This window comes from Streptomyces sedi (assembly GCF_006335015.1).
In the GTDB taxonomy this organism is placed as follows: Bacteria; Actinomycetota; Actinomycetes; order Streptomycetales; family Streptomycetaceae; genus Streptomyces; species Streptomyces sedi.
This window is the reverse complement of the sequence record NZ_VDGT01000030.1, coordinates 12,820-25,036: the sequence shown is the minus strand read 5'-3', so window position 1 is coordinate 25,036 and position 12,217 is coordinate 12,820. Positions and strand designations below refer to the sequence as shown.

The window sequence follows — 12,217 nt, the reverse complement described above, 5'->3', positions numbered from 1 at the left end:
GGGGGTTGCTACCGTGGGGCGGCGCCCACGGGGGAAGAGCCGTTCACCTCCGCGGACGCCCTCCCGCGGGAGGCGTCCTCGCCGCCGCCCCCGGGCGGACAGACGGCACCCGACGCTGGAGGTGGGCCCCGTTGCCGACCATATCCGTGATCACCCCCGTCCACGGCGGGAGTGAGCCCTACCTGCCCGACGCCCACCGCTCCGTCGCCGCCCAGCGGCTCCCCGACGGATGGGACCTCCAGTGGGTCGTGCAGGAGGACGGCAGAACCGGCGGCCCGCTCGCCGCGCTGCCCGACGAACCGTGGATATCCCCGGGCGCCGGCCGCGCCGGGGGAGCGGCCCGCGCCCGCACCCTCGCGCTGCACCGCGCGGCCGGCGTCCTCACCCGCACCCTGGACGCCGACGACCTCCTCCCCGACGAACGCACCCTCGCCCGCGACATCGAGGCGCTCGCCGCCCACCCCGACCTGGCCTGGACCGTCGCGCCCGCGCTCGACCTCCACCCCGACGGCCGGCTCGTCCCCGGCCCCTGCGACCCGCCGCCCGGCCCCCTGCCACCGGAGCTTCTCGTCGACGGCGCCCGCGTCGGCGTGCTGCCCGTCATGGGCACCACCTTCACCGTCTACACCGCGCTGCTCGTCGCCATCGGCGGCTGGCCCGCCCTGCCCGCCTACGAGGACGTCGGCCCGCTGCTGGCCGCCGAGGCCCTGTCCGGCGGCCTGATGCAGGCCGAACCGGGCGAGATCTACCGCAAGCACCCCGGCCAGTCCACCGCCGACCCGGCCTACCACGACGCCGAGGAGAAGGCGACGCGCATGGCCACCGTCATCGCACGGGCCGACGCGCTGCGCCGACTCGGCTGGAAGTGGCAGCCCGAGCAGCCGGCGGTGGTGTGACCGTGCGCCCCACGACCCCCGCCGACCGCTCCGACACCCCGCCGCCCGTGCTGTGGATCGGCGGCCCGCCCTGCGCGGGGAAGACCACCGTCGCCCGCGTCCTCGCCCGCCGCCACGGGCTGCGCTGGTACAACGCCGACGCCCGCACCTGGCACCACCGCGACCGGGCCGTCGCCGCGGGCCACCCCGCGGCGATCCGCTACGAACGCCTGCCCATCCCCGAGCGCTGGTCCGCGCCCATGGCCGAGCGCGTCGCGATGTCCCTGCACCACGAGCGCGGCCCGATGGTGCTGGACGACGTCCGCGCCCTGCCGCCCGCCCCGTTGACCGTCGCCGAGGGCACCCCCGTGACCCCCCGGATCGTCGCCTCCCGGGACCGCGCCGTCTGGCTGATGCCCACCCCGGAGCTGCAACGGGCCAGGCTGCGCGAGCGGGGCATCGACGGCGGGGTGGGGGAGACCTACGAGCGGCTGCTGACCGAGATCGCCACCCAGGTGGAGCGGGCCGGCGCGCCCACGCTGACCGTCGACGGCTCCCTCGGCGTCGCCGAGACCGTCGCCGAGGTGGAGGCCCGCTTCGCCGACGTGCTCGCCCGGGGCCCCCGCGCCTCCTCGGCCGTCGAACGCGCGGAGCTGATCCGGCACGCGAACCTGGCGGTCGTCGCCCAGTACGAGACGTTCTACACCCGCGCCTGGGCCCGCCGGCTCGGCGACCTGACCACCACGGTCCTGCCGTTCTCCTGCGAGTGCGCCCGCCCCGACTGCGACGAGCGGATCGAGATCCCCGTCGCCGACTTCCCCGACGCGCCGCTCCTCGCCCCCGGCCACGCCCCGCCGCCCTGAACGGGCCGGCTCGCGGCCCGTGGGCCGCCGTCAACACCCGCCGGAGCACACCTACTCCGTCCGGTGGCCCCGAACCCGCCCCCGCCGACCGCCGCCGCGCCCCGCCCTGACCAGCGGCGCCGGGCGCCACCCGGCGCCCGCCCGGCCCGCGCCGCCCGCCCCGCCACCGCAAACTCCTGCGCGCCGTGCGCCCGTTGCGTCAGGATGAGACCCATGCAGACAACACCCCAGGGCGACCCCGTGTGGACTCCCGAGGACCAGCGGCTGCCCGCGGACCTCGTGGAGCGGGTCAGCGATGTCCTCCGCCACGTCGGGCTGCCGCTGGCGCACGAGAACGACGACGTCGGGGTCTTCCTCACCCGCGGCGACGGCCGGCCGATGAACGCCCCCGAGCCCGCCGACCACGTCGCCCTGTCCTGGCACGCGCCGCCCGCCCTCTACGACACCGTCGACCAGGAGGGCGGCGCGGGGCCGACCGCCCGGCTGATGTTCGCCGTCGACGACGGCATGGAGGCCACCCTGAGCGAGGTCCTCACCGCCGCCGGGCTGCACGTCGCCCCGCACCCCGCCACCGAGACCCTCTCCGTCTGGTCCACCCCGCCCCGCTGAGAGCCCTCACCCCGATCACCCCGGGGGAAAATCCTCCGGCGACGCACGGAACTTCCGGCGCAGCGCCCACAGGATCCGCCCCCCCTCGGTCCGCGCGTCGTACTCCTCCTCCAACCGGTCGAGCAGCGGCCCGCTGCGGGCGAAGTCGTACACCTCCTCGGACGCGCACGCCAGCGCCATTCCGTCGAAACTCGCCGCCAGCCGCGTCAGCCCGAAATAGGCGGCGCCTTCCGCGGCGGCCGACAACTGGCCCTGACGGAGCACCGCGACGGCGTGCCCGACCCCGCCGTCGCACACCAGGTGGTGGACGGCCAACACGGCGGCCAACTCCCGCTCCCCGCGTTCCGCCGCCTCGTTTCCGCGCGCCGCGGCGCGCTCCCAGATCACGGCGGCCGGGTCCTCGTCCTTCTGTGCCATGTCGCGCAGGCGATCGGGTCGTGTCATGACGGAATCCTGGCACGCCCCCACCGGCGGCACCCGGGCACCCCGCCCGGACAACCCCCGTGCCCCACACGTCCGTTGGGCCCGCGCCGCCCCTCGGGCCACCGCGCCGCTCGAATAGCACGCACCGGAATCCGTGACAACCCCTACCGGCCCGCCGAGACGTCGCGGAATATTTCCCTCCGCCCCCTTTCCGGAGAACGATTTCGCGCCGCGAAAAGGGGGTCCCCCTGGAAACGGGAAATCGGAAGAAGACGCGTTGTCACCCCCCGGGGCCACTGCTACGGTTCCCCGCATGTCTCTTCCCGCCCCGCCCTGAGAACGAGCGGAATACGGGTGCACCAGAACCGGCGGGAGATCGGCACGCCAAGCGCCCGCGTTCCCGTGGCCGCCGCCGACGCAACTCCCACCCGCGCACACGCGGGTGGAAAACAGGGGGAAAGCGATGCAGGACCTCGGAAAGGTCGCCGAACGCGGCAAGGAATACGAAAAGCTCATGGCGGGCGGCGGCGACGGAATTCGCTGGCTTCCCTATCTCATGTTCTTCGCCAACGGCGACTACACCTCACCGGTCGTCAACACCGACCCCGGCGGCTTCCGCGTCAGCCACGGCCCGGCCGGCCCCTGCTCGCTGATGGGCGACCTGCCCGACGGCGAGGTCAGCGTCCTGCTCGGCGGCTCCCCGGCGTTCGGCTTCGGCGCCAGTACCGACGAGGAGACCATCCCCTCCCACCTGGCCACCGGCCCCGACGCCGTGCCCTGGCTCAACCTCGCCTGCAACGGCTTCAACTCCACGCAGGAAGCCGTCCTCTTCCTCCTGCACCGCCACCAACTCCCCGCCGTCCGCGACATCGTCGTCCTCTCCGGCCTCAACACCCTCGTCCTGGCGGGCCTCCCCGGCGCCGACCGCGACTACGGGCAGTTCTTCTTCTCCGGCGCGTTCGCCCGGCGCCTCGGCCTGCCCGAACCGTCCGAACCGCGGCCCCTGCTCGCCCGGTTCACCGAAGCCACCCAGCGCATCCTGGGACGCGGCGACGACACCGCCGACACCGAACCGGAGATCCTCGCCCCCGCCGAACGCGTCGACCTCGCCGTGCGCACCGTCGCCCGCGACCTCGACCGGCTCACCGAACTCGCCGCCCCCACCGGCGCCCGCGTCCACTTCGCGCTCCAACCCGTCTCCACATGGACCCGCAAGCCCTACACCGACGAGGAACGCCAACTCATCGAGGAGCGCGGCCGGCTGTGGGACGGCCTGTTCTCCCTGGTGCTCGACCCCGAAACCCACGAGAGCTACGCGCGCGGCCTGCGCGCCGCCTGCGAGGAACGCGGCCTGCCCTTCCTCGACCTCAACCCCGAACTCGGCACCGGCCCCGCCGCCGACCAGTGGCTCTTCCTCGACCTGGTCCACCTCACCGACCAGGGCAACCGCACCACGGCCGAACTGCTCCGCACCCGCCTGGGCCTCGCCGACCCCCGGCCCGCGCCCCGCCCCTGACCGGCCGCGCACACCATGACCCGCCGCCACGACCGCCAGGACCCCGCAGCCCCCGCACCGACGAAGAAGGAGCCCCCCGATGTTCCGCAGGATCGCCGCGTTCCTCCGACGCCGCCGCCAACGGAAGCAGCGACGAGGCGACAACACCATCTACCCGATGAACTGACCCCCGGGGCGGAGGCCGCCATGCCCGACCACCGCGCGCTCTACCTCCGCGCGCTCGACCCCGAGGGCCCGCTCCCCCTGGACCCCCGCGCCCCCGAGCGGCTGCGCGCCGCCCTCGGCGCCCCGCCCCCCGACGACGAGCCCACCCCGGACCCCGACGCCCTCGTCGCCGCCGCCCGCGACTGGAGCACCGAGACCACCCGGCGCTTCCACGCCGTCCTCGACCCCCTCACCGGCGAGCACCGCGCACCCGCCGCGCGCTGCGTGCTGCTCAACACCGCCCCCCTCGCGCTGAGTACCGGCGCCTGGCTCCAGTGGCTCACCAGCGCGGGCAACGCCGAGACCGAACCCGCGCTCGCCGCCCTCGCGCTCTACGCCTCCGACCTGGGCGTCGGCCTCCCCGACGCCCACCGCGGCGCCGACTACCGCGCCCTGCTCGCCCGCCACCAACTGGAGCCCACCGCCCCGGGGATGCGGCTGGCCGCCAGCGAACACCTCCTCACCACCAGCTTCCGCCTCCCCGGCACCCTGCTGGCCATGAGCCGGCTGCCCGACCGGTTCCGGCCCGAGATCCTCGGCGCCGACCTGTGCCTGCGCGCCGCCGGCCTCCTCCCGGCCCTCGCCGCGCTCACCGGCAACGAACTCGACGCGCCCGCCGCCCGCGCCCTGGACCCCGGCGCCGCCCGCGCCGGCGACCCCGCCACCGGCCTCGCCCTCTCGACCGCCGCCACCCGCGCCCTCCTCGCCGAACCCCACCCCGACACCGCGCCCGGCGCCGCCCGCCGGCTGCACCACGGCCACGCCTGGGCCCTGCGCGAGCTGACCCGCTTCAGCGACGACCTCCTCGCCGAGACCACCCTCACCCAGCATCCCGACTACGGCGTCTGGCGCCTCATCCACACCCGCGCCCGCCCGGCGGCCGTCTACCACTCCGGCTACGAACTCGCGGGACGCCCCCTCGCCGACTGGTTCCAGCACCTCGACGACGGTCCCGGCCCCTTCCTCGACGCCCTCGCCCGCAGCCCCCTGGTCCGCCCGGGCCGCCCCGAGGCCAGCCCCCTGGTCCGGGGCCTCATCGACGCGCGCGGCCCCATGTTCCGCGTCTTCACCGACGACGAGACCGCCACCCTCCGCCGCTGGATCGCCCGCCTCCCCGCACGCGACGAGCTGCGCGGGACGCTCACCCCCGGCGGCACGCGCGCCGCCGACCGCGCCCTCGCCGAAGCCCGCCACCGTTGGAACCTCCCCGCCGCCCCCGCCCCGGACCCCGAGCCCGCGACGGCCGATGCCGCCGACCCCGACGACCCCGCCGCGTTCGACCACCGTTCACCCCGCGCCGCCTACCACGCGCTGCTCCACCGGCACACCTCCCCGGCCCTGCGCCGCTTCGCGCACGACTACACCACCCGCTGGCTGACCCGCGCCCGCTACCGGCTGCGCCACGCCCCGGGCCAACTCCCCGCCCGCTGGGACCGCGAGACCGGGCTGCGCGACTGGCTGGCCGCCGCCCACGACCAGCACGCCGAACAACACGACGCCGCCGCACCGCCGTTGCCCACCCGCGAGGAACTCGTCGACTCCACCCTGCAACTCGCCCCCCTCATCATGATCGACGGCGGCTGGCTCCAGGGCTTCACCGACCACCACCACGCCTCCGCCGCCTCGGGCCACTTCCTCTTCCGCACCTACTGGGACGAACTCGGCAACGGCGAGAGCGAGTGGAACCACCCCCGCATCTACCGGGCCCTGCTCGCCGAGATGGGCGTCACGCTCCCCGCCACCGACGCCCCCGAGTTCAGCACCTGGCCCGGCTTCCGCGACGCCTCGTTCGCCACCCCCGTCTACTGGCTGAGCATCAGCCGCTTCCCCCGCACCTTCCAGCCCGAGATCCTCGGCCTCAACCTCGCGATGGAACTCTCCGGCGTCGGCGGCGGCTACCGCAGCGCCTCCCTCGCCCTGCGCCACCACGGCTACAGCACCCAGTTCGTCGACCTGCACAACACCATCGACAACGTCGCCACCGGCCACTCCGCCTGGGCCGTCGACGCCATCGACAGCTATCTCGCCGACCTTCCGCGCCTCGTCGGACCCCACCAGGAACAGGCCGTCTGGGAACGCGTCCGCGTCGGCTACCGCTCCCTCAACCCGCCCACGACCACCGCCGCCCGCCTCTACGCCGCGCTGCGCTCCCGTTCCGGCCGCGCCCACCGCGATGCCCCCGGCACCCCGGGAACCACCCGGGAGAACAGGTGACCCCATGACCAGCGCCCTCGGCATCTCCGCGTTCTACCACGACAGCGCCGCCGCCCTCGTCGACGACGGCACGATCGTGGCCGCCGCCCAGGAGGAACGGTTCAGCCGGCGCCGGCACGACCCCGCGTTCCCCGCGCTGGCCGCCGCCTACTGCCTCACCGAGGCCGGCACCAAGCTCGACGACCTGGACCACGTCGCCTACTACGAGGACCCGCGCCGCAAGTTCCACCGCGTGCTGTGGACCCAGATCGGCACCGCGCCCCGGGGCTACCGGACCTTCCGCCGGGTGCTGCCCGAGTGGCTGGCGTGGAAGCGGCGCGCCGCCGAGACCGTCGCCGACCGGCTGCGCGCCCTCGACCTCGGCGCCGTGCCACCGGTGGTCTGCTACCAGCACCACGAGTCCCACGCGGCCTCCGCCTTCCTCCCCAGCCCCTACGAGTCCGCCGCCGTCCTGTGCGTCGACGGGGTGGGGGAGTGGGCCACCACCTCGCTGTGGCACGGGCGCGAGGACCGGGTCGAACCGCTCGCCGAGCTGCGCTTCCCGCACTCCCTGGGGCTGCTGTACTCCGCGTTCACCTACTTCTGCGGCTTCAAGGTCGACTCCGGCGAGTACAAGCTGATGGGCCTGGCGCCCTACGGCACGCCCCGCTACGCGTCCCTGATCCGCGAGCGGCTGGTCGACGTCAAGCCGGACGGCTCCTTCCGGCTCGACACCCGCTACTTCGCGTTCCTGCTGGGTCGGGTGATGACGGGGCGCGCCTTCGAGGAACTCTTCGACGGCCCGCGCCGCGAACCCGAGGCGCCCCTGACCGAGCGGGAGTTCGACCTCGCGGCCTCCGTGCAGCTGGTCACCGAGGAGATCATGCTGCGGCTGGCGCGCACCGCGCGCGAGCGCACCGGCGAGTCCCGGCTCTGCCTGGCCGGCGGCGTCGCGCTCAACTGCGTGGCCAACGGCCGCATCGTCGAGGAGGGCGTCTTCGACGAGGTGTGGGTCCAGCCCGCGGCCGGCGACGCGGGCGGCGCCCTCGGCGCGGCCCTGCTGGCCGCCCCGGCCGCCGCCGGTCGCACCCACCCCGCCCGGGGCCGCGACGCGATGCGCGGCGCCCGGCTCGGCCCGGCGTTCGACGACGACGCGATCCAGCGCTACCTGGACGACCACGACCTGCCCCACACCCGGCTGGCCCCCGAGGAACTCTCCCGCAAGGTCGCCGCCGAACTCGCCGAGGGCCGGGTCGTCGGCTGGTTCCAGGACCGCATGGAGTTCGGCCCCCGCGCCCTGGGCTGCCGCTCCATCCTCGGCGACCCGCGCGACCCGGCGATGCAGTCGGTGATGAACCAGAAGATCAAGTTCCGCGAGTCGTTCCGCCCGTTCGCGCCGATCGTTCTCGCCGAGGACGCCGAGGAGTACTTCCGGCTCGGCCAGCCCAGCCCCTACATGCTGCTGGTCGCCCGCCTCACCGAGGCCCAGCGGCGCACCGCCCCCGGCGAACAGGACGCGCGGGGCCTGGACCGGCTGCGCGCCACCCGTTCGACCATCCCGGCCGTCACCCATGTCGACCACTCGGCGCGTGTCCAGACCGTCGACCGCGCCGACCACCCGGTGCTGCACCGCCTGCTCGCCGACTTCAAGGCGCTGACCGGCTGCCCGGTGCTGGTCAACACCTCGTTCAACGTGCGCGGCGAGCCCATCGTCGCCACGCCCGAGGACGCCTACCGCTGCTTCATGCGCACCCGCATCGACTCCCTCGCCCTCGGCGGCTTCCTGCTGCACAAGGCCGACCAGCCCGAGTGGACCGAGAGCGGCGACTGGCGCGAGGAGATCCCGCTCGACTGAGCGAAGTGCCGGCCACCGCCCGTCCCGAGGAAGAAGAGGAACCGCCGATGCCCACCCTCCGCCGCGCCGCGGCAGGACTGCTGCTGCCCGTGCTGTACGCGCTGGTCGTCGTCCCCGCCGGCCTGGTCACCCGCCTGCTGCGCGACCCGCTGCGCCGCCGCCCCGACCGGGCCGCCAGCAGCTACTGGATCAGTACCGGCCAGGGCTCAGGCGACCGTCACCGCTGAGGCCGCTCCAGGTCCGCGAGCAGCGCGACGGCCGCCGTCATGTAGCCGGCGATCCACCGGTCGTGGACCCGCTTGATCGGCAACGGCGACAGCGACAGATGCCGCTCGCGCCCGACCCGCCGCCCCGCCACCAGCTCCGCCCGCTCCAGCACCCGCAGATGCTGCAACACGGTGGTGCGATCCAGCTCGGGCAGCGCCGCGCACAGCTCACCCGTGGTGCGCGGGGCCGCCCTGAGCACGTCCAGCATCCGCCGCCGCGCCGGCGAGGCCAGGGCCTTGAACACGCGATCGTCCTCGGCGTCCTTGTCGACCGAACCACTCATGTTGTAAAAATACAACATGAGTTCGCATGCGTCAGCGCTCTCCGAGCTGTCCTTCACCGTCTCCGGGCGCATCGCCCGCCCCCGCGCCGACGTCTACGAGGCCGTCGCCGACCCCGCCCAGCTCTCCCGCTACTTCACCACCGGCGGCGCCCGCGGCCGGCTCGAAGCCGGCGCCGAAGTCACCTGGGACTTCGCGGACTTCCCCGGCGCGTTCCCCGTCACCGTCGTCGAGGCCGACCCGCCGCGGCGCCTGGTCATCGAGTGGGACGCCGAAGCCGCCACCGCCGAGAAGGGCACCACCCGCGTCGTCTTCGAGTTCGAACCCATCGACTCCGGCGCCCGCACCCTCGTCACCATCACCGAGACCTCCTGGCGCCCCACCCCCGACGGCGCCAGGTCCGCCTTCGGCAACTGCGAGGGCTGGACCGGGATGCTCGCCGCCCTCAAGGCATGGACCGAACACGGCATCAACCTCCGCGAGGGCTTCTACCGTTGACACCCCACCCGCGCACCCACGCCACCGCGGCCGACGGCACCCGCATCGCCCACCAGCTCCAGGGCGAGGGCCCGCCGCTGGTCCTGCTGTCCGGCCAGCAGAACAACCACCACTGGTGGGACCCCGTCCGCGCCGACTTCCACGCCACCCGCGCCACCCTCACCCTCGACTACCGCGGCACCGGCGACAGCGACAAACCCGACCACCCCTACACCACCGAACTCCTCGCCTCCGACGTCGTCGCCGTCCTCGACGCCCTTGGCATCGACCGCGCCGACGTCTACGGCACCTCACTCGGCGGACGCGTCGCCCAGCAACTCGCCGCCCGCCACCCCGACCGCGTCGGTGCCCTCGTCCTCGGCTGCACCTCGCCCGGCGGCCGGCACGGCGTCGCCCGCGACAAGGCCACCGGCCGGGCCCTCGCCCACCCCGACGCCCGCACCGCCCGCGACGCCCTCCGCCACCTCATGTACACACCCGACTGGCTCGCCACCCACCCCGGCCCCCACCACACCCTCGGCGACCCGGCGATGCCGGCCCACGCCCGCCGCCAGCACCTCGCCGCCAGCAACCGGCACGACGCCTGGGACCTCCTCCCCGAGATCAAGGCCCCGACCCTCGTCGTGCACGGCGCCGACGACCTGCTCAACCCCACCGCCAACGCCCCCCTCCTCGCCTCCCGCATCCCCGGGGCCCGCCTCCACCTGATCCCCGGCGCCCGCCACGCCTACTTCGAGGAGTTCCGCGCGGTGGCCAGCCCCCTCGTCCTGGACTTCCTCAACGAGGCCGCTCGGCCATGACGACCACCCCGGGGCCGCCGTTCCGCTCGCTCGCCGGCAGCCGCAGCTCGGCCACCGTGCGCAGCCCGGCCTCCTCGACCATGGCCACCAGCCGCTCCGGCCGCCACCTGTGCGTCGTCCACTCCACGGGCACCCCGCCGTAGGCCTCGGTGCGCCGCAGGTCGCCCTCCCCGACGTGGGTGCCCGTGATCAGGCACCCGCCGGGCCGCAACGCCCGCGCGAACCGCCCCAGCACCCGAGGCAGCACCTCCCGCGGCAGGTTGAACAACGACCACCAGCCGAGCACGCCGCCCAACGACGCCTCGCCGAGCTCCAACTCGGTCGCCGACGCCACCTCGAAACGGCACCCCGGGTACAGCCGCCGCGCGTGCTCCACCATCCGGGGCGACAGGTCGACACCCGAGATGTCCACCCCGCGCTCCGCCAGATACCCCGTCACCGTCCCCGGCCCGCACCCCACGTCCAGCACGGGCCCCACCCCGTCCACCGAGGCGGCGAACGCGTCGATCGCCGCCCTCAGCCACGGATCGCGGCGGACGTCCCCCATCCCCGTCGTCTCCACCAGCCGGACATAGTTGTCGGCCACCCGGTCGTACGACTCCCGCACCACGTCCAGATCGGCCGGCCGGTCGACGGAACGTTCCTCATTCTGGTCCTCACGCATCGGGCCATCCTAGAGCGGCTTCCTGCGGTGCGGGGAGCCACCCGGCAGACCTTTACCGATCGGTGTACCGTGGCGGGGGTTCACAGACCGGTATAACCCGAGGAGGCCCGCACGATGACCCCGCCCACCACCATGCGCGCCGTACACCTCACCCGCCACGGAGGACCCGAGGTCCTCGCACACGTCGACGTCCCCGTACCCACCCCCGGCCCCGGGGAGGTCCTCGTCGAGGTCACCGCCGTCGCCCTCAACAACACCGACCTGTGGACCCGCGAAGGCGCCTACGGCCGCCCCGACGACCCCCACGCCCCCTCCGGCTGGCGCGGCCCGATCGACTTCCCCCGCATCCAGGGCGCCGACGTCGCCGGCCGCGTCGCCGCCCTCGCCCCCGACGTCGACCCCGCCCTCCTCGGCCGACGCGTCGTCGTCGACCCCGCCCTCTACGACGGCGAGGGCCCCCACGCCCACCCCGTCGGCCTCATGGGCAGCGAACGCGACGGCGGCTACGCCCAGTTCGTCACCACCCCCGCCCACCGCGCCCACGACGCCACCGCCTCACCCCTCACCGACGACCAACTCGCCACCCTCCCCACCGCCTACGGCACCGCACTCGGCATGATCGAACGCGGCGGGCTGCGCGAAGGCGAGACCGCCCTCGTCACCGGAGCCTCAGGAGGCGTCGGCCTCGCCCTCGTCCAACTCGCCCGCGCCCGCGGCGCCCACGTCGTCGCCGTCAGCAGCGCCCCCAAGGCCGACGCCGTCCGCGCGGCCGGCGCCCACACCGTCCTCGACCGCGCCCTCGACCTCGGCCCCCCACTCCGCGTCGCCGCCCCGCGAGGCATCGACGTCGCACTCGACGTCGTCGCGGGGGACCTCCTCAACGACCAGCTGCCGCACCTGCGCGAGGGCGGTCGCTGGGTCGTCGCCGGCGCCCTCGGCGGCTACCGGACCCACCTCGACATCCGCCGCCTCTACCTCCACAACCTGCGGCTCGTCGGCTCCACCATGCACACCCCCACCCACTTCGCCCTCCTGATGGACCTGGCCCGCCAGGCCGCGATCCAGCCGGTGGTCGCCGCCACCTTCCCCCTCGCGCGGGCCGCCGAGGCGCAGCGGGAACTCGCCGGCCGCGGCCACGTCGGAAAGATCGTCCTGCACCCCTGAGCCGG

The 12,217-nt window shown here is 74.8% G+C and carries 13 protein-coding genes; 10 read left to right on the top strand and 3 right to left on the bottom strand.

The window, feature by feature from the left end; translation table 11 throughout:
* Positions 1 to 131 precede the first annotated feature (131 nt).
* From FH715_RS26630 to FH715_RS26620, 3 genes are all read left to right on the top strand, one after another.
* Positions 132 to 896 carry a glycosyltransferase family 2 protein gene (locus FH715_RS26630; RefSeq protein WP_139649818.1) on the top strand — a complete coding sequence of 255 codons (765 nt, stop codon included), beginning with the start codon at positions 132 to 134 and terminating at the stop codon, positions 894 to 896.
* Between the two features lie 2 nt (positions 897 to 898).
* The gene (locus FH715_RS26625) at positions 899 to 1,738 is read left to right on the top strand and encodes a P-loop nucleotide/nucleoside kinase family protein (RefSeq protein WP_139649816.1); all 840 of its coding nucleotides are present in this window, start codon (positions 899 to 901) and stop codon (positions 1,736 to 1,738) included.
* 213 nt (positions 1,739 to 1,951) lie between these two features.
* On the top strand, positions 1,952 to 2,347 hold the full coding sequence (locus FH715_RS26620; RefSeq protein WP_139649814.1) for a hypothetical protein: 396 nt from the start codon (positions 1,952 to 1,954) through the stop codon (positions 2,345 to 2,347).
* A gap of 15 nt (positions 2,348 to 2,362) precedes the next feature.
* Here the strand turns inward: FH715_RS26620 and FH715_RS26615 are convergent, their stop codons facing one another.
* Complete coding sequence (locus FH715_RS26615) at positions 2,363 to 2,791, bottom strand: hypothetical protein (RefSeq protein WP_139649812.1); 429 nt, start codon at positions 2,789 to 2,791, stop codon at positions 2,363 to 2,365.
* Positions 2,792 to 3,233: 442 nt separating this feature from the next.
* On the opposite strand from FH715_RS26615, the gene FH715_RS26610 reads away from it, so the two are divergent.
* From FH715_RS26610 to FH715_RS26595, 4 genes are all read left to right on the top strand, one after another.
* On the top strand, positions 3,234 to 4,286 hold the full coding sequence (locus FH715_RS26610) for an SGNH/GDSL hydrolase family protein (protein WP_211367782.1): 1,053 nt from the start codon (positions 3,234 to 3,236) through the stop codon (positions 4,284 to 4,286).
* 186 nt (positions 4,287 to 4,472) lie between these two features.
* On the top strand, positions 4,473 to 6,704 hold the full coding sequence (locus tag FH715_RS26605; RefSeq protein ID WP_139649810.1) for an iron-containing redox enzyme family protein: 2,232 nt from the start codon (positions 4,473 to 4,475) through the stop codon (positions 6,702 to 6,704).
* A gap of 4 nt (positions 6,705 to 6,708) precedes the next feature.
* Entirely contained in the window at positions 6,709 to 8,538 is a 1,830-nt protein-coding gene (locus FH715_RS26600; RefSeq protein ID WP_139649808.1) for a carbamoyltransferase family protein, read from the top strand.
* A gap of 47 nt (positions 8,539 to 8,585) precedes the next feature.
* Positions 8,586 to 8,765 (top strand): hypothetical protein, encoded by a 180-nt coding sequence (locus FH715_RS26595; protein ID WP_139649805.1) that lies wholly within the window; start codon positions 8,586 to 8,588, stop codon positions 8,763 to 8,765.
* On the opposite strand, the gene FH715_RS26590 is transcribed toward FH715_RS26595, so the two are convergent.
* Positions 8,756 to 9,088: an ArsR/SmtB family transcription factor gene (locus FH715_RS26590; protein WP_211367781.1), complete on the bottom strand. Its 333-nt coding sequence runs from the start codon at positions 9,086 to 9,088 to the stop codon at positions 8,756 to 8,758. The genes FH715_RS26595 and FH715_RS26590 overlap by 10 nt on opposite strands.
* 16 nt (positions 9,089 to 9,104) lie before the next feature.
* On the opposite strand from FH715_RS26590, the gene FH715_RS26585 reads away from it, so the two are divergent.
* Positions 9,105 to 9,584, top strand: a complete 480-nt coding sequence (locus FH715_RS26585) for an SRPBCC family protein (protein WP_139649802.1) — start codon at positions 9,105 to 9,107, stop codon at positions 9,582 to 9,584.
* Entirely contained in the window at positions 9,581 to 10,384 is an 804-nt protein-coding gene (locus tag FH715_RS26580) for an alpha/beta fold hydrolase (protein WP_246108999.1), read from the top strand. Before FH715_RS26585 ends, FH715_RS26580 begins: the two co-directional genes overlap by 4 nt.
* On the opposite strand, the gene FH715_RS26575 is transcribed toward FH715_RS26580, so the two are convergent.
* The gene (locus FH715_RS26575; RefSeq protein WP_139649798.1) at positions 10,362 to 11,048 is read right to left on the bottom strand and encodes a class I SAM-dependent methyltransferase; all 687 of its coding nucleotides are present in this window, start codon (positions 11,046 to 11,048) and stop codon (positions 10,362 to 10,364) included. The two genes, FH715_RS26580 and FH715_RS26575, sit on opposite strands and share 23 nt — an antisense overlap.
* Before the next feature lie 114 nt (positions 11,049 to 11,162).
* Between FH715_RS26575 and FH715_RS26570 the strand changes: the two genes are divergently transcribed.
* Positions 11,163 to 12,212 carry a zinc-binding dehydrogenase gene (locus FH715_RS26570; protein WP_139649796.1) on the top strand — a complete coding sequence of 350 codons (1,050 nt, stop codon included), beginning with the start codon at positions 11,163 to 11,165 and terminating at the stop codon, positions 12,210 to 12,212.
* Positions 12,213 to 12,217: the final 5 nt, after the last annotated feature.

Bases quoted from the DNA above. Each gene is read 5' to 3' on its own strand.
- FH715_RS26620 (WP_139649814.1), top strand. From the start codon at position 1,952: ATGCAGACAACACCCCAGGGCGACCCCGTGTGGACTCCCGAGGACCAG.
- FH715_RS26615 (WP_139649812.1), bottom strand. From the start codon at position 2,791: ATGACACGACCCGATCGCCTGCGCGACATGGCACAGAAGGACGAGGAC.
- FH715_RS26610 (WP_211367782.1), top strand. From the start codon at position 3,234: ATGCAGGACCTCGGAAAGGTCGCCGAACGCGGCAAGGAATACGAAAAG.
- FH715_RS26605 (WP_139649810.1), top strand. From the start codon at position 4,473: ATGCCCGACCACCGCGCGCTCTACCTCCGCGCGCTCGACCCCGAGGGC.
- FH715_RS26600 (WP_139649808.1), top strand. From the start codon at position 6,709: ATGACCAGCGCCCTCGGCATCTCCGCGTTCTACCACGACAGCGCCGCC.
- FH715_RS26595 (WP_139649805.1), top strand. From the start codon at position 8,586: ATGCCCACCCTCCGCCGCGCCGCGGCAGGACTGCTGCTGCCCGTGCTG.
- FH715_RS26590 (WP_211367781.1), bottom strand. From the start codon at position 9,088: ATGAGTGGTTCGGTCGACAAGGACGCCGAGGACGATCGCGTGTTCAAG.
- FH715_RS26585 (WP_139649802.1), top strand. From the start codon at position 9,105: ATGAGTTCGCATGCGTCAGCGCTCTCCGAGCTGTCCTTCACCGTCTCC.
- FH715_RS26575 (WP_139649798.1), bottom strand. From the start codon at position 11,048: ATGCGTGAGGACCAGAATGAGGAACGTTCCGTCGACCGGCCGGCCGAT.
- FH715_RS26570 (WP_139649796.1), top strand. From the start codon at position 11,163: ATGACCCCGCCCACCACCATGCGCGCCGTACACCTCACCCGCCACGGA.